The sequence below is a fragment of the Nonomuraea sp. NBC_00507 genome, from assembly GCF_036013525.1.
Classification (GTDB): domain Bacteria; phylum Actinomycetota; class Actinomycetes; order Streptosporangiales; family Streptosporangiaceae; genus Nonomuraea.
On the sequence record NZ_CP107853.1, the window covers coordinates 3621511 to 3637548 of the forward strand.

17 protein-coding genes are annotated in these 16038 nt (G+C 69.9%); 6 read left to right on the forward strand and 11 right to left on the reverse strand.

Annotated elements, in window-relative coordinates:
* Positions 1 to 99 precede the first annotated feature (99 nt).
* Positions 100 to 1470: a cystathionine beta-synthase gene (locus OHA25_RS18220; protein WP_327588761.1), complete on the forward strand. Its 1371-nt coding sequence runs from the start codon at positions 100 to 102 to the stop codon at positions 1468 to 1470.
* Here OHA25_RS18220 and OHA25_RS18225 read toward each other — a convergent pair.
* Positions 1467 to 2639, reverse strand: coding sequence for a sensor histidine kinase (locus tag OHA25_RS18225; protein ID WP_327588762.1), 1173 nt, complete (start codon positions 2637 to 2639; stop codon positions 1467 to 1469). The genes OHA25_RS18220 and OHA25_RS18225 overlap by 4 nt on opposite strands.
* 143 nt (positions 2640 to 2782) lie before the next feature.
* On the opposite strand from OHA25_RS18225, the gene OHA25_RS18230 reads away from it, so the two are divergent.
* Positions 2783 to 2983 carry a hypothetical protein gene (locus tag OHA25_RS18230; protein WP_305921026.1) on the forward strand — a complete coding sequence of 67 codons (201 nt, stop codon included), beginning with the start codon at positions 2783 to 2785 and terminating at the stop codon, positions 2981 to 2983.
* Positions 2984 to 3135: 152 nt separating this feature from the next.
* Positions 3136 to 4275: a cystathionine gamma-synthase gene (locus OHA25_RS18235; RefSeq protein WP_327588763.1), complete on the forward strand. Its 1140-nt coding sequence runs from the start codon at positions 3136 to 3138 to the stop codon at positions 4273 to 4275.
* 21 nt (positions 4276 to 4296) lie between these two features.
* Here the strand turns inward: OHA25_RS18235 and OHA25_RS18240 are convergent, their stop codons facing one another.
* Together OHA25_RS18240 and OHA25_RS18245 are read right to left on the reverse strand one after the other, a co-directional pair.
* Positions 4297 to 4737 (reverse strand): hypothetical protein, encoded by a 441-nt coding sequence (locus tag OHA25_RS18240; protein ID WP_327588764.1) that lies wholly within the window; start codon positions 4735 to 4737, stop codon positions 4297 to 4299.
* Between the two features lie 10 nt (positions 4738 to 4747).
* The gene (locus OHA25_RS18245) at positions 4748 to 4873 is read right to left on the reverse strand and encodes a hypothetical protein (protein ID WP_305921023.1); all 126 of its coding nucleotides are present in this window, start codon (positions 4871 to 4873) and stop codon (positions 4748 to 4750) included.
* 139 nt (positions 4874 to 5012) lie between these two features.
* On the opposite strand from OHA25_RS18245, the gene OHA25_RS18250 reads away from it, so the two are divergent.
* Positions 5013 to 5435 carry a DUF6292 family protein gene (locus OHA25_RS18250; protein ID WP_305921022.1) on the forward strand — a complete coding sequence of 141 codons (423 nt, stop codon included), beginning with the start codon at positions 5013 to 5015 and terminating at the stop codon, positions 5433 to 5435.
* A gap of 166 nt (positions 5436 to 5601) precedes the next feature.
* Here OHA25_RS18250 and OHA25_RS18255 read toward each other — a convergent pair whose 3' ends face one another.
* The 4 genes from OHA25_RS18255 to OHA25_RS18270 form a co-directional block, all read right to left on the reverse strand.
* Positions 5602 to 6093, reverse strand: a complete 492-nt coding sequence (locus tag OHA25_RS18255; RefSeq protein ID WP_327588765.1) for a GNAT family N-acetyltransferase — start codon at positions 6091 to 6093, stop codon at positions 5602 to 5604.
* A 32-nt stretch (positions 6094 to 6125) separates the two neighbouring features.
* Positions 6126 to 8114 (reverse strand): vWA domain-containing protein, encoded by a 1989-nt coding sequence (locus tag OHA25_RS18260; protein WP_327591001.1) that lies wholly within the window; start codon positions 8112 to 8114, stop codon positions 6126 to 6128.
* Positions 8115 to 8256: 142 nt separating this feature from the next.
* Positions 8257 to 9000 (reverse strand): hypothetical protein, encoded by a 744-nt coding sequence (locus tag OHA25_RS18265; protein WP_327588766.1) that lies wholly within the window; start codon positions 8998 to 9000, stop codon positions 8257 to 8259.
* Positions 9001 to 9062: 62 nt separating this feature from the next.
* Positions 9063 to 10460 carry a sigma 54-interacting transcriptional regulator gene (locus OHA25_RS18270; RefSeq protein ID WP_327588767.1) on the reverse strand — a complete coding sequence of 466 codons (1398 nt, stop codon included), beginning with the start codon at positions 10458 to 10460 and terminating at the stop codon, positions 9063 to 9065.
* Between the two features lie 172 nt (positions 10461 to 10632).
* Here OHA25_RS18270 and OHA25_RS18275 point away from each other — a divergent pair, with 172 nt between their 5' ends.
* Both OHA25_RS18275 and OHA25_RS18280 read left to right on the forward strand, forming a co-directional pair.
* A complete protein-coding gene (locus OHA25_RS18275; protein WP_327591002.1) occupies positions 10633 to 11808 on the forward strand; it encodes an FIST signal transduction protein in 1176 nt (391 codons plus the stop codon).
* A 7-nt stretch (positions 11809 to 11815) separates the two neighbouring features.
* A complete protein-coding gene (locus OHA25_RS18280; RefSeq protein WP_327588768.1) occupies positions 11816 to 12766 on the forward strand; it encodes an ROK family protein in 951 nt (316 codons plus the stop codon).
* A gap of 55 nt (positions 12767 to 12821) precedes the next feature.
* Here OHA25_RS18280 and OHA25_RS18285 read toward each other — a convergent pair whose 3' ends face one another.
* The 4 genes from OHA25_RS18285 to OHA25_RS18300 form a co-directional block, all read right to left on the reverse strand.
* Entirely contained in the window at positions 12822 to 13520 is a 699-nt protein-coding gene (locus OHA25_RS18285) for a hypothetical protein (protein WP_327588769.1), read from the reverse strand.
* Entirely contained in the window at positions 13517 to 14062 is a 546-nt protein-coding gene (locus OHA25_RS18290; protein ID WP_327588770.1) for an RNA polymerase sigma factor, read from the reverse strand. The genes OHA25_RS18285 and OHA25_RS18290 overlap by 4 nt, the downstream gene beginning before the upstream one ends.
* A 71-nt stretch (positions 14063 to 14133) precedes the next feature.
* The gene (locus OHA25_RS18295; RefSeq protein ID WP_327588771.1) at positions 14134 to 15528 is read right to left on the reverse strand and encodes a M1 family metallopeptidase; all 1395 of its coding nucleotides are present in this window, start codon (positions 15526 to 15528) and stop codon (positions 14134 to 14136) included.
* 46 nt (positions 15529 to 15574) lie between these two features.
* Complete coding sequence (locus OHA25_RS18300) at positions 15575 to 16015, reverse strand: RDD family protein (protein ID WP_327588772.1); 441 nt, start codon at positions 16013 to 16015, stop codon at positions 15575 to 15577.
* Between the last annotated feature and the right edge of the window lie 23 nt (positions 16016 to 16038).

Below are 16038 nucleotides of genomic sequence, written 5' to 3' on the forward strand. Positions count from 1 at the left end.
GTAGCGTTTGCTTGAAAACTAGCCGAGGGCCTGCCACCCCCACTGGATCTCGGCCACAGGCAAGCTGATCAAGCTTTGGCAAAGAAGGTGAACACCTCGGTGCGCGTTTACGATTCCCTGGTCGATCTCATGGGCAACACCCCGCTGGTTCGGCTGCACAAGGTTTCCGCGGGACTGCCCGCCCAGGTGCTCGCCAAGGTCGAGTACTTCAATCCGGGGGGCTCGGTCAAGGACCGCATCGCCCTCCGCATGATCGAGGCCGCCGAGAAGTCGGGCGAGCTGCGCCCCGGCGGCGTCATCGTCGAGCCGACGTCCGGCAACACCGGCGTGGGCCTGGCCATCGTGGCCCAGCAGCGGGGTTACCGGTGCCTGTTCGTGGTGCCGGACAAGGTGGCCCAGGACAAGATCGCGGTGCTGCGTGCGTACGGGGCGGAGGTCGTGGTCTGCCCGACCGCCGTCTCGCCCGACCACCCTGACTCCTACTACTCGGTCTCCGACCGGCTGGCCCGCGAGGTGCCCAACGCCTGGAAGCCCAACCAATACACCAACGTCAACAACCCCGACTCCCACTACCACTCGACGGGTCCCGAGGTCTGGCAGGACACCGAGGGCCGGGTCACGCACTTCGTGGCGGGCATCGGCACCGGCGGCACGATCAGCGGCGCGGGCCGTTACCTCAAGGACGTCTCCGACGGCCGGGTGAAGATCATCGGCGCGGACCCCGTGGGCTCGGTCTACTCCGGCGGCTCGGGGCGGCCCTACCTGGTCGAGGGCGTCGGCGAGGACATCTGGCCGGACACGTACGACACCACGATCTGCGACGAGATCATCGCGGTGTCCGACAAGGACTCCTTCAACATGACCCGCCGGCTCGCCCGCGAGGAGGGGCTGCTGGTCGGCGGCTCGTGCGGGATGGCGGTCGTGGCGGCGCTGCAGGTGGCGGCCAAGGCGGGCAGGGACGACGTGGTGGTCGTGCTGCTGCCGGACGGCGGCCGCGGCTACCTGTCGAAGATCTTCAACGACGACTGGATGGCCGACTACGGCTTCCTGATCGAATCCTCCGAGGAGGGTCTGGTCGGCGACGTGCTGGCACGCAAGGGGCGGACGATGCCCGAGTTCGTGCACGCGCACCCACACGAGTCGGTGAGCACGGCCATCGCGATCATGCGTGAATACTCCGTGTCCCAGCTGCCGGTGATGAAGGAGGAGCCGCCGGTCATGGCGGCCGAGGTCGTCGGCTCCATCGTCGAGCGCGACCTGCTCGAGGCGCTCTACCACGGAAGGCTCTCCTCCGACGACCCGATCGCCGATCACATGTCCGCTCCGCTCCCCACGATCGGCAGTGGCGAGCCTGTGTCCCGTGCGGTCGAAGCGCTGGAGAAGGCCGATGCGGCCGTTGTGCTGGAAGAGGGCAAGCCCGCCGGGCTGATCACCCGGCAGGACCTGCTCGCCTTCCTGGCCAATCACTAGGGTTTGGGCTGCGAGGGCCCGGCTTGGGGGAGTGGGAACTCGGCGACCACCTCCCAAGCGCCCTCCGGGGACGGGCCGGCGTAGAGCCGGCCGCCCAGCGCCTCCACGCGCTCGGCCATGCCGACGAGACCGAACCCGCCACCAAGACGGGCAACCCGGGGATCTGACGCGGAGGACCCGAAGTTCCGCACCCGCAGGACCACGACCTTCTCATGCCTCCGTAAATCCGCCTCCACCCAGGCGGAGCGAGAGGCGTGCTTGCGGACGTTCGTGAGCGACTCCTGCAGCACCCGGTGCAGGGTGGTCATGACCTCGGGCGGCAGCGTGCGATCGTCCAGTCCCTGCCCGATCTCGAAGGCCACCTTGGGCCCGTCGGCCGAGAACCGCTCGGTCAGGAGGCGTAGATCGCCCAGCGTGGTGCCGGGCTTGCGGGCCGCGTCGTCCTCGGTACGCAGCACCGCCACCATGCGCCGCATCGAGGTCAGCGCCTCGGACCCGGCCGTGGCGATCGCGTCGAGCGCGGGCGCCACCGCGTCCGGCCGGGTCTCGGCCACCGTACGCGCGGCCTGGGCCTGGACCACGATGCCGGTGATGTAGTGGGCGACCAGGTCGTGCAGCTCCCTGGCCAGTTCCAGCCGCTCCGCCCGCCGTACCGAATGCACCGCCTCCATGCGGCGCTCCTGCTGGAAGCGGAGGTAGCCGCCGATGCCCGCGGCCATCGACCACCCCGCGAACAACACGAACGACAGCGCCAGCCCCGCGCTCTGGTAGTCGCGCGCGATCCCCTCGATCATCAGGACGACCAGCCCGACGCAGGCCAGCACGGCCGCCCGCCGTACCGGCTCCACGTGCCGCAGCACGCCGATGGTCAGGATGAGCAGCGACCCGGTCTCCGCCATGCCGGGCGAGCCGTCGAAGCCGCCGCCGCCGATCGTGAGGGAGACGCCGAACGACAGCGCCAGCATGATGCCGAACCCGTTCAGGCGATGCTTGCGCCGCAGCACCACGGCCACGATGCCGCACGCGCCGCAGATCGGGACGAGCCACTGGAAGCCCCCGATGACAGCGGCCAGCACGAGATCGAGCATGAGCATCATGCCCAGCCAGCCGAGCATCGCGATCTCGCTCAGCCTCCGGATCCAGTAAACGAGCCGCTTGGAATCACCCACGGCCCGAGCCTAGGCCGGAAGTCGGACACGTCGAATCAACCGTTCGGCCGAGTCGGCCGTCCGCAGACCCACCCTTCAGCGGAGGCGGCGGCCAGGGAGATCGCGGATGCTGGATATGTCGGAAGGGGACAGAGATGGTTGCCATGGGGTTAGCACTGCTGGGAGTCGGACTGGTCGTCGGGGTGCTGCTCGCGCTGGCCGACCCGGTCCTGCTCTCCCGCATCAACGGGGAGCCCGCGGAGGGCGGCCGCGGTCGGTTCGTCAAGGCCGATCCATATGAGTCGCTCGTACGGCTGGCGCCCAGGTCGAGCGGGGAAGAGCGGCACGAGCCCAAGGCCGCCTGAGGATCCGGCTCGCGCGGGCATGGTGCGCGAGCCTCGCGGGCGGTCGTTGGGGGACGGCGCCCGCACCCGCGGCCCGTGGTCCGTTGGGGAGCGGACCGCGGGCCGTACGGTGGGGACCGGAGCCCGGGTGGTCTTCCGTTAACGTTGCCTCTATGAGCAACGGTTTTGAGACCCTGGCCATCCACGCAGGTCAAGAGCCCGACCCGCTGACCGGTGCGGTCGTGCCGCCGATCTACGCCACGTCCACCTACAAGCAGGACGGCGTGGGCGGCCTGCGTTCGGGATATGAGTACAGTCGCTCGGCCAACCCCACCAGGACCGCGCTCGAGCAGGCGCTGGCCGCTGTGGAGGGGGGAGCGCGCGGGCTCGCGTTCGCCTCGGGGCTGGCCGCCGAGGACACCTTCCTGCGTACGGTGTGCAAGCCGCAGGACCACGTGATCATCCCGAACGACGCGTACGGCGGGACGTACCGGCTGTTCGCCAAGGTCCACGAGCGGTGGGACCTCCACTACGACCCGGTCCCGCTGCACAACCTCGACGCCGTGGCCACGGCCATGACGCAGAAGACCAAGGTGGTCTGGGTCGAGACCCCCACCAACCCGCTGCTCGGCATCGCCGACATCGCGGCGCTCGCCCAGATGGCCCACGACAACGGGGCGTTGCTGGTGGTGGACAACACGTTCGCGTCGCCGTATCTGCAGCAGCCCCTCGCGTTGGGGGCGGACGTCGTCGTGCACTCCACGACCAAATACGTGGGCGGGCACTCCGACGTGGTCGGCGGTGCGCTGATCGCGGCGGACGCCGCGCTCGGCGAGGATCTGGCCTACCACCAGAACGCGATGGGCGCGGTGGCCGGGCCGTTCGACGCCTGGCTGACGCTGCGCGGGCTCAAGACCCTGGGCGTGCGCATGGACCGCCACTGCGACAACGCCGAACGCGTCGTCGACCTGCTGCTGGCGCACCCTCGCGTGACCGAGGTGCTCTATCCGGGGCTGGCCGAGCACCCGGGGCACGAGGTGGCGGCCAAGCAGATGAAGCGGTTCGGGGGCATGGTGTCGTTCCGCGTCGCCGGTGGTGAAGCGGCGGCCGTGGAGGTGTGCAACCGGGCGAAGCTGTTCACGCTGGGCGAGTCGCTCGGCGGTGTCGAGTCGCTCATCGAGCACCCCGGCAGGATGACCCACGCGTCGGCGGCGGGGTCGCCGCTGGAGGTGCCCGCCGACCTGGTGCGGCTGTCGGTCGGCATCGAGACCGTCGACGACCTGCTCGCCGACCTCACCCAGGCGCTGGCCTGAGAGCGCTGGACCCCGGCCCCGTCACCCGGTGGGGCCGGGCACCAGCATCAGGAACAGGATCACCAGCCAGATCACGGACAGCAGCCCGCTGATGGCGGCGATCCGCCCGTTCTGGACCTTGGCGTCGTCAGCGGTGTCCTCGCTTCCCAGCACCCGTACGGCGGTGCGCAGGTCGCGGTCGATGATGACGAGCATCACGGCTGCCACGATGAACAACGTCATCGAGGCCGTCATGTACCACCGGCCCAGGACCCCGTTGCCGAGGACCGCGCCGAGCGCCAGCCCGAACACGAACACGCCGATCGAGCCGAGGCTGTAAACCCTCGTCATGCGCTGGATGGTCTGCAGCGCGGGCACGTTCTTGTTGCGGATGACGCGGGGCGCGGCCATCGTCGCGGCGGTGACCGGGCCGACGGTGAAGATGGCGAAGGCGATGTGGAGCCACAGAAGCAGGGACGACATGCCGGAGAGACTAGTCCCCGACGATCTCGGCCGGGGGCTCGACACTCTCTTTACGCTCGGCGGAGCACAGCATGCAGAGCTCCGTGGCCGCCACCGCGACGACCATCAGCACGATGAGGAGAATCGTGGCAATCATGGGCTCCCCTCCTTCCCCGTGCCGGACGTAAATATCGTCCTGAATGACTAGACGCCTGTGCAACGGAATAAGTTCGGTGCCGGTATGGTTGGTCACCGTCTCGTTTTTCTTACCGTTAGGGCACAAGGGGGTGCCGTCCGTGGCCATCAGGCACGTCGAGCCGTATACCGACGAGTGGCTGCAGCAGCCGATCAGCTACGTGCGCCAGGTCGTCGACCAGCTCGGAGCCGAGGTCGCGGACTGGTGGGAAGGCCCCTGCGACCCGCGTCACGCCACGCTCAAGCTGGCCGACGGGAGCGCGCTGGTGTGGGACGAGGAGAGCGGCTGGCGCCTGGGCGGATTCGTCTCGGGCGGCCGCGGCGACCACACCGAGCTGACCGGCGTCCGCTACCTGGGCCACGGCCTGCTCCCGAAACCGGAGCGCGTACCGTCGGCGCTGACGGACGCCCGCGCCGGGATCGGCGCCAGCTCGGCCTGGCGCCCCTGCTACCGCTCCCACCGCAACTGCCGCGACGGCTTCGACGTGGCCCTCACCTTCTACACCCGCCTCATCGGCGCCTAACCTGGAGCCCCAACCCAACGGCATGGGCCTCCGCCCGCTGCGCGCTCCGCGCGAATAGGGCTCCGGGCTCCTCTTACGGGGGAGCCGAGCTTCCCCGAGCCCCCTTGCCGGGGGTCTCCCGACCCCCGGACCCCCGAGAGTGGGCAAGATTCCGCCCATGAAGTGCTTACCTGTTGCCTTCGGTCGGCGTCGGCGCTTCCGGGCCGTGGAGCACCAACAGGACGTGTTCGTCGTCGCCGTGCCGCACCGTCCCTGAGCGCTGAAAACCGTGCCTTTCCAGGAGCCGGACCGACGCGGTGTTGCCATGGAAGGGGTCGGCGTAGAGGGGGCGGGTCTTCTCGGCGCGAAGGAAGAGGCCCAGGGCTCGGGTGCCGATGCCGCGGCCCCAGAACTCCTGGCCCATCCAGTAGCCGATGAAGCGCCGCTCCCCTTCCCACCAGGCCACGAGGTTGCCGGCCACCTCGTCGCCCACCAGGATCGCCTGCACGAAGACGGTGGGGTCGCCGAGGACCTGGGTCCGCCAGTGGGTCAGGAACCGCTCCCGCGGGCGCGCCGGGAACCTCGATCTCCGGACGGCTTCCGGGTCGTGCTCCTGCGCCAGGAACACCTCCAGGTCCGTCTCGACCACGTCTCGCAACCGTACGTCCTCGTCGCTCATGCCGAGTGAGTCTGGCAGGTCCCACCGACAATTCAGCGGGCGCGGCGCAGCCGGAGGAAGTCGCTGACGACGTACTCTCCCAGGCGTTCGGCGCTCGGGGAGAACACGCGGCCGCCGTTCCTGCGGGCCACCTCGTCCACGAACTCCTTCAGCCGGTCGTCCGCCGCCAGCATGAAGACGTTGATCGTGGCGCGCCGCCGGGTCATCTTGTCCACCTCGGCCAGCGTCAGCTCCAGCGTCTCGTGCGACGGCGGCCACTCGAACGCCGACCGGCCGCTGCGCATGAGGTGGGCGGTGGGCTCGCCGTCCGTGACCACCAGCACCACTGGCTCGAAGTCGGGGTGGCGGTCCAGGTGGCGGCCGGCGATCAGGAGGGCGTGGTGCAGGTTGGTGCCCTGGACCATGTCCCAGTCGAGGCCGGCCAGCTCGTCCGGCTGCAGGACCCGGGCGTAGTTGGAGAAGCCGATGATCTGCACCGCGTCCTGCGGGAACTTGGAGGCCACCAGGGCCTGCAGGGCCAGAGCCGTCTGCTTGGCGGCGGCCCAGGTGCCGCGCAAAGCCATCGAGTAGGACAAGTCGACCAGCAGGCAGACGGCCGCGGCGCTGCGGCGCTCGGTCTCGGCGACCTCGAAGTCGTCGACGGAGAGTCGCACCGCCGCTCCGTTTCCGGTGCGCTGTCCGGTCCGGGTGCCGCCTCCAGGCCGCACGCCGCCCCGGCGCACGCCGTTGACCAGAGTGCGGACCACGTCGATCGGCTGCTCGTCGCCGAAGCGCCATGCCCGGGACGAGCCGGTGAGCTCGCCGGCCGCACCGGCGTCGTGCTGATCGTGGTCGCCGCGCCGGCCCGCGTCCAGGGACGAGAACACCCGGCGCAGCGCCGTTTCGCCGAGGCGCCGCACCGCCTTGGGGGTCAGCTCCAGCTTGCCGCGGCGGCGCAGCAGGTAGCCCTGTTCCTCCAGCTCCCGCTCGATGCGCTTGAGCGCCTCCAGGTCGTCGACAGCGGAGCGGCCGAGCGCGCGGCGTACGGCAGCCTCGTCGACGTCGTCCAGCCTGGCGCCCGGGTAGTCCTGGCGGAGGGCGGTCTCCAGCTGGGTGAGGTCGGCCAGCTCCTCCAGGGCGGTGACCGCGTCGCCCATGCCCAGGGGTTCCTCGCCGGTGAGGCGTTCGGGGGCGTTCCAGGCCAGGTCGGGGCGGCGGGAGTAGAGCGCCTCGCCGAGCCTGCGCATCTGGTCGGAGAGCCCCGCCTGGTCGAGGGTCTGGTTGATGAGGTTGCTGAGCTCCTCGCGCTGGCGCGGGGTCATCGAGGCCAGCATGCGCTGCGTGGCGGCGGCGCGGCGGGCCAGGATGTCGACGAGCTCCTCCAGGTTGCGCGGCTTCTCGGGGAACAGGTCGCCGTATTTCTCCATGAAGGCGTCGAAGTCCGCCTGGGTGTGCTGGCCGCGGGCGTCCTTGTCCAGCATGTCGTTCAAATCCGACATCATCTGGCGGACGCGTTCCATGGCCTCGGGGTCGGGGTTCGCGAGCGCGTCGCGCAGGCCCCTGAACTGGCTGTCGAGGACCTCGCGGCGCAGCAGGTCGCGCAGCTCTTCGAAGGTCTGGCGGGCCGCGGCGGAGCGCCAGTCGTACGAGCTCAGCTCCTGGATGGCGCTGGCGGTGTCGTCGGGGAGCGCGTCGAGCGTGGTCTCCCGGAACCTCGCGTCGTCGGAGGGATCGGGGAACAGCTCCGCCCGTTCCTGGCCGATGGCCTTGTCGAGCAGTGCCCGGGCCTTCTCCAGCGTGCCGTCGAGCCGGCCGCGCTCGCGCAGGTCACGGCGGCGTCGACGGACCTCCCTGAGCATGTCGTCGAGGCCGCGGCGGTCCTGAGCGCCGGGGAGACCGCGCTTGAGGAGGTCGCGCAGGGCGTGGACCGGGGTCGAGCCCGACAAGATCGCATCGCCCATCTCGTCCAGCGCCGCCCGTACGTCGTAGGGCGGGGCTAGGGGGTCGGGGCCGTCGTGGTACTCGCCATAGCGGAAGGCCATCACGAGACCACGCTAACCCGGAATGTCCCTATGCGCGCCCCAGCAGGAAAGCCCAGGCCGAGTCCGGCGGAGCCGAGTGTGCCCGGCCGGGCCGAGTGTCCGGTTGAGCCGGAGGTGCCGCTGGGGCAGGTGTTCGGGCGTGTTACGCGTCCCCGTAGATCTCCCAGACCTCATCGATGCCGCCAACCTCGGGCGAGTAGCGCAGCTGCACCAGCACGGGGTGCTTCTGGGACTTCAGCACCCTGGTCAGGTCCGCGGCGCTGCAGGATTTCTTGCCGAGGCCGTTCCTGTCGGCGTTGACCGGATTGCCGGCCAGCCACCCGTCCCGGCAGCGGGCCGTGACCCGGTATAAGGCCGTGCTGTACGAGTAACCCAGCTTGAGGGTCCTTCCGCCGGTCGCGAACAGGACAGTGCTGTCGTTGACCCGCTTGATCGTCCCCCGGCCGGTCCGAGCGTTCGGCCAGTCGCTGACCAGGAACTCATTGATCTTGACGGCCTTGCCGCTCCGATATTCGATCCGCAGCGGCTTGACCCCACGCTGCAATTCGGCGGCCAGATGCCCGGGCTTGCAGGCCGTCCGCCCCAGCCCCTTCCCGTCCACGGCGATCCGCCCCTCGGTCTCCTTGAGATCGCACGCGACCGTGACCCGCCCGAAGGGCGCCTTGGTGTAGTCGATCCGCACCTCTTTGGCGCGGGAGACGGATGTGAGCCGGTAGCCCACGAAGCCGCCCTGCCCCTTCACGAACGTGGCCGACTTGGGCACGATCCGCAGGAGGCCCTTGCCGTCGGCCCACGCGTAGCCGTACACGACCTTGGTGCTGCTGGCCTCCGCGGGCAGGGCCACAGAGCCCAGGGCAAGAACGACGGCACCGGCCAGCAGGCGCATGGATGGTCTCCCCCATCAAAGTGATCGGCTAATCACTATGACGCGGAAGGAAGACCCAGAGTTCACGTGCGGTAGACGGTCACTCCGTCAAGGTCTTCTTTGGACAGGCGCCGCATGAGGTAAAGCCCCTCCAGCGCGAACTCCAAGGCCGCCGCGGCGTGGCCGGGCGACTCCTCGCCCGCGCCCATGCCCAGCCTGGACATGATCTTCGCCAGGCCGGGAACGGGACCCATCCGATGCAGCAGCTCCCCGGCCGGGATCAGCTCGCCGGACTCCACCTGGTTGCCCTCGGCGAACTTGTCGGTCACCGCGGACAGGTCCATGCCGCCCAACCGGTTCCTGAACGTCTCCGCCGTGGCCCGGCGCAGCAAGTGGGCCAGGATCTCGGTCTCCCTGCCCTCCTCGCTGACCTCGAACTCCACCTTGCCCCGCAGGCTGTGCACCACGGAGGCCAGGTCCACGACCCGCGTGACCGCCTGCTCCTCGCCCGCGAGGGCGGCCCGCCGCACGGCGGAGGCCGAGGCGGTCTCGGCGGCCGCGATCGAGAACCGGGCGGACACGCCGGACCGGGCGTCCACGGCGGTGGACTCGCGGACCAGCCGGGTGAACCGGGCGATCACCTCGACCAGGTGCTCGGGGAGGTCGGCGCCGATGTCCGGCATGGACTCCTGGCGGATGAGGGTGAGCTCGTCCTCGACCGTCTGCGGGTAGTGGGTGCGGATCTCGGCGCCGAAGCGGTCCTTCAGCGGCGTGATGATCCTGCCTCTGTTGGTGTAGTCCTCGGGGTTGGCGCTGGCGATGAGCAGGATGTCGAGGGGCAGGCGCAGGTTGTAGCCCCGCACCTGGATGTCGCGCTCCTCCAGGACGTTGAGCAGGGACACCTGGATGCGCTCGGCCAGGTCGGGCAGCTCGTTGACGGAGAAGACGCCCCGGTTGGTGCGCGGCACCAGCCCGTAGTGGACGGTCTCGGGGTCACCGAGCGTGCGCCCCTCCGCGATCTTGATCGGGTCGACGTCGCCGATCAGGTCTCCGACGGAGGTGTCGGGCGTGGCGAGCTTCTCGCCGTAGCGCTCGTCGCGGTGCTTCCACGCGACCGGGAGCTCGTCGCCCAGCTCGCGCGCCAGCGCCTGGCAGCGCGTGCAGGCCGGCGCGTACGGATGGTCGTTGATCTCGCAGCCCTCGACCACCGGCGTCCACTCGTCCAGCAACCCGGTGACGGTGCGGATGAGCCGGGTCTTGCCCTGGCCGCGCTCACCGAGGAGGACCAGGTCATGCCCGGCGAGGAGCGCCCGCTCCAGATGCGGCAGGACCGTGTCGTCGAACCCGACGATGCCGGGGAATCTCGGCTCGCCCGCCCGCAACTTGGCCAGCAGATTTGCCCTGACCTCGGCCTTGACGGTGCGGTGGACGTGGCCGCTGTCTCGCAGCTCGCGGAGAATTCGTGGCTGTGGCTGATGCACGGGATCGAGACTACGTCCCCTGCGTGGAATGTGGCAGAGAGTTTCGCATCTGGCGGAGATTTCGGATCTTGACTATTGCGTGATGGTTCGTGCGCGTGCTTGTCCCTTTAGTGGGGAGAATCGGGCCTAGGGACGTTCGACATGTCGAGGGGAGGCGAGACGCGTGGCCTTGATGACAAGCCGCTTCGCCGACGGCCTCGCCGTGGGTTCCGACCTGGTGGAGGCCGCGCGGAACGCCGTGGGCCAGGCCCTGTCGAGGCTCAGCGGCCAAGCCGACCTGGTCTGCTTCTTCATCTGCGGTGACGATCCCGACGACGTCGCGAGGGCCGGCCAAGCCGCGATGGAGCTCGCGCCCGGAGCACACGTGATCGGATGCAGCGCCACAGGAGTGATCGGCGACGGGCAGGGTGTGGAGCTGACGCCCGCCGTGAGCGCCTGGGCGGGCACGTTGGACGGGGCGAGGCTGACCACGTTCGCGCTGGAGACGCTCGCGGCCGAGGACAAGTTCGTCGTGGTCGGGCTGCCGGAGCGCAGCCAGGACGACCATGTGGCGATCCTGCTCGCGGACCCGTACACCTTCCCGACCGACGCCTTCGTCGAGCGCTCGGTCGATGTGCTCGGCGAGCTGCCGCTGATCGGCGGGCTGGCCAACGGGCTGCAGGGACGGGGTTCTGTACGGCTCTTCGCCGACGGCCGGATCTACACCGAGGGTGCGATCGGCGTGCTGCTCAGCGGTCCGTTGCAGGTCAGCACCGTGGTCAGCCAGGGTTGCCGGCCGATCGGCCCGAGCATGGTGGTGACGGCGTCGGAGGACAATCTGCTGCTGGAGCTGGCCGGCCAGCCGGCGCTGGCCAGGCTGGAGGACATCGTCAGCGAGCTGGACGAGGACGACCGCGAGCTGGTCGCCGCCGGGCTGCAGATCGGCGTGGCCATGGACGAGTACGCCGAGCGCCACGAACGCGGCGACTTCCTCATCCGCGGCGTCATCGGCATCGATCCCGAACGCGAGGCCGTCGCCATCGGGGACATCGTGGAGATCGGCAGGACCGTGCGCTTCCAGGTGCGTGACGCGGCCACCGCCGACGAGGACCTGTACGACCTGCTCGACGCCCACCGCGAGCAGTTCGGGAAGGTGGACGGGGCGCTGCTGTTCTCGTGCAACGGACGGGGCTCGGCCATGTTCGGCACGGCGGACCACGACCCGATCGCGTTGCGCGACACGCTGGGGCCGATCGGCGTGGCGGGTTTCTTCGCCGCCGGCGAGGTCGGTCCCGTGGCCGGGCACAATCACGTGCACGGCTTCACCGCTTCCGTGCTCGTTTTCTCCAGCGCGGCAAGTGCTCCATGAGGCGACCGTGATCCTCGCGATCGACGTCGGCGGCACCAAGATGGCCGCCGGCCTGGTGGCCGATGACGGGACGGTGGCGCTGTCCGCGCGGGTGCCCACGCCGCAGGGCGCGGACGCCTCGACCCTGTGGAAGACGCTTGCCGAGCTGATCGAGCCCTTCTCGGCGGGCGTCGAGGGCGTCGGGGTCGGCTGCGGCGGGCCCATGGCCTGGCCGGACGGGGAGGTCTCGCCGCTGAACATGCCAGGATGGCGCGGCTTTCCCCTGCGTGCCCGGCTGGCCGAGCGTTTCCCCGGTCTACCGGTACGCCTCCACAACGACGCCATCTGCCTGGCCGTGGCCGAGCACTGGAAGGGCGCGGGGCAGGGCAGCGCGGACATGCTGGGCATGGTGGTGTCCACAGGCGTGGGCGGCGGGCTGATCCTGAACGGGCGCCTGATCAACGGCGGCACCGGCAACGCCGGGCACATCGGGCACGTGGTGGTCGAGCCGGAGGGCGGGCCTCGGTGCGGCTGCGGCGGGCACGGCTGCTTGGAGGCCGTCGCCCGTGGCCCGGCCCTGACCGCCTGGGCTCAGGAGCAGGGCTGGGCGCCCCGGAGCCCCGAATCCGGAGCGTACGACGAGGACCGGGCGGTCACGGCGCGGGCGCTGGCCGCCGACGCGCGGGCCGGAGACCCGGTCGCGGTGCGGGCCATGCGCAGGGCCGGGCGGGCGCTCGGCATCGCCATCGCCTCCGCCACGCACCTGTGCGACCTGGACCTGGTCACGATCGGTGGCGGGTTGTCGCAGGCGGGGGAGCCGCTGTTCGGGCCGCTGGAGGAGGCGCTGCGTGAGCACGCCAGGGTGGAGTTCGCCCGCCGGGTCAAGGTCATGCCCGCCTCCCTGGGCCAGGAGGCCGGCCTGATCGGCGCCGCCGCCCTGCTCCTGGCGGGCGAGAGTTACTGGACGGAGAGACGCTGAAGGCCCGGCGGCCCTGCTGCTCGGGAGGGCCGCCGGGCCTGGCTCGGACCGGGTGCTACTCGGTTTCCTGGTTCAGGCTGGGACCTTCGTCCTTGCCCCCGGTCTCGACGTCGAAGCCGGGCCCGCCATCGTTCTTCGTGTCCACCTTGACGCCGCCCTCGCCGTCGGTGCCAGCGGGCGGGATGGGCATCGAGGTCGGCTCGCAGTCCGAGACGGCGCCCTTCACCACGGTCAGCGACATGCCCATCGGCGGCTTGTCGTCGCCGTCCTCGCTCTTGGACACCGCCAGGACGAGTGTCTCGCCCGCGGGCACCTTCCCCTTCTCGATCTTGAAGGAGACCCCGGCGCCCTCGGAGCCCATGCTCACCGAGAACGGCCCGCTGACGCTGCCCTGCTGCCCGCGGGGCTCCTTACAGGTCTGTCCCGCGGGCAGGTAGTCGACGACCGACTCGACGCCGGCCTCGGCCAGCTCGGCCTCCAGCCCCTCGGGGTCGGTCAACGAGCTGATGTGCACGTCGACAGAACCGTCCGTGCCCTTGGTGACCGCGTACGCCGGGCTACTTGCGACGCCCGTCAGGAGCACCACCGCGGTGGTGGCCGCCGCGACCCCCGCCACCGCGGCGGACAGCCCCGCGAAGCGCCGCCGCGAGCCGCGCTGAACACCTGTCACCGTCGTCGTCATCCTGTCCTCCGCCGTCCTCGTCGTGATCTCTTCCTTGAGTGCACTGAGAAGGCGCTCTTCGAAATTGCTCATGCCTGTCCCTCCACGTACACAGGTGCTGGCGAAGCGACGTCTTCCAGGGCTTTCCTGGCCCGGTGTAACCGGACTCGCACGGTCACCTGCCTGATGCCCAGGGCGCTGGCGACCTCGGCGACGGTGAGCTGATCGACCGCCACGAGCTCCAGCACGGCACGCTCACCCTCCGGCAGCTTGGCCATGGCTTCCAGAGCGCTGCGCATCTGGCGCTCGGCGTCGATCCGTTCCTCCATCCTGACGAGATCGTCGTCGTCCATCAGCCGGCGACCCGCGACCCGGCCGGTGGCCCGTGCCTCCCTGGCCGCTTGGCGATGCTGGGCCGATACGACGTTGCGCGCGACGCCGTACAGCCATGCGATCTCGCTTCCCCGGCCGGGCACGTAGGTGTGAGCCGAGTCCAGGGCCGCCAGGAAGATGTCCGCCGTCAGGTCCGCGGCGAGATGAGGATCACTCACCCGCCGGGCCACGAACCTCAGCACGGCATCCACGTGGCGGCGATAAAAGGCCTCAAAGGCCGCAGGGTCTTCGTTGAGGCGCATCGCCTGAAATCCCTTTCGTCGTTCGCCTTACATCCGGTACTTGGACCGAGCGACGAAAAGCGTTTCGGCGGTCATTGGGGTCGGCGTGGCTGGAAGAGCCAGGCGTCGAAGAGGGCGCTGAGCTCCTTGCCCGACATCTGCTCCGCGAGCCCGATGAACTGGTCCGTCGTGACATGACCGTAGCGGTGGTCGGCGGCCCACCTCTTCAGCAGCGCGAAGAACGTCTGGTCGCCGACGGCCCTGCGCAGGGCGTGCAGCGTCATCGCGCCCCGTGAATAGACCGCCTGGTTGAACAGGTCGTTGGGCCGGGCCCGCCCCGGCGGGTATTTCCAGATCGGATCGCCGGCCCGGCGGCGGTGGAACTCCTTGAACGTGGCCTCAGCGGTCTTGGTGCCCTTGTGCTCGGCCCACAGCCATTCCGCGTAGGTGGCGAAGCCCTCGTTGAGCCAGAGGTCCCTCCACCGCTTGATGCTCACGCTGTTGCCGAACCACTGGTGCGCCAGCTCGTGCGCGATGATGGTCTCGTCCGGGTGGAAGCCGCCGTAGAGCGGCTTGGTCTGGCTTTCCAGCGCGTAGCCGGCGGCATAGTCGTCGACCACGCCACCGGTCGAGCCGAACGGGTAGGGCCCGAAGACCGTGGCCCAGTGGTCGGTGATCGTGGCGGAGGTCGTGTAGAGGCGATCGATCGAGGTCGTGAACCTCGGGTCGGCGGCCGCCAGGTTGGGGATGCCGCCGGGCGTGCTGCCCTGGCGCAGCTCGAACTTGCCGAGCGTGGCCGTGGCGAGGTAGGTCACCATCGGGTGCCGCTCCCGCCAGCGGTAGGTGGTCCTGCCGCCCGCGGTTGTGGGCTGCCCGACCATCTCGCCGTTGGCCAGGGCCGTCACCCCGGCCGGCACGGTGATCGAGAAATCGAAGGGGGCCTTGTCGGCCGGGTGGTCGTTGGCGGGGAACCAGGTCTTGGCGCCGTTGGGCTCGGCGGCCACGAACGCGCCGTCCGGCGTCGGCATGAAGCCGTAGGTGCCCAGGTTGGAGCCGTCCCCGGCCGGCTTCGGGACCCCCGCGTAGGACACCTTCACGGTGAACGTGGCGTGGTTGTCGATCGGGCGGGCCGGCCGCACGGTCAGCTCGTCACCCTGGCGGCTGAAGGTGGCCGGCGCGTCGTTCACGGTGACACTTCGCACGGTGAACCCGCTCAAGTCCAGGTTGAAGCTGGACAGGCCGTGCGTCGCGCCGGCCGTGATGGTGGTCACGCCGACCAGCTGCTTGCTCGCGGGTGTGTAGTCGATGGCGACGGCGTAGTGGGTGACGTCGTAGCCGCCGTTGCCGTCCTTGGGAAAGTCCGTGTCGCCGATGCCGGGCGCGCCCGGCAGGTGGTCGTTCGCCGAGGACGGCTCGTTGGCGGGAGCACAGGCCAGCGCGCTGACCAGCGCCGCCACCAGTGCCATCCCGCGCCGGTTGACATGCATAGACGAACGAGCCCCCTTCGTCACGTCACGTGAATATTACTCTGCGTCAGGCATTGACGACGACCGTCCTGGCGGCCTTGTCGTGCAGCGCCTGCTTGCGGGGGTCGAAGAGGATCCAGGAGAGGTCGACCAGGAGGCCGACGCAGCACAACCATTCGAGCGCCGTCATCACGCCCTGCCTGACCGCCACCTGTCCCACGCCCAGCTTGCCGCCGGTGTCCGGGACCACTCTGATGGCGAACAGCCTCTTGCCCAGCGTCTGGCCGTGCCAGAACGAATGCAGCAGCCAGAAGTACAGGAAGGCGACGAGTCCGGCCAGGAAGGTGTGTTCCACGGGATAGCGATCCCAGACGCCTCTCGCGCCGTCCCAGACGTAGTTCCAGCTGGTCCAGCTGAAAGGGGCCGAGATGATGTTGACGATGAGCCAGTCGAGGACGCCGGCGAACAACCGTCGCCAGCGTCCCGCCAGCCCCGGTGGCGATCCCATGAGGTCCTGATCGCCCCCACTAA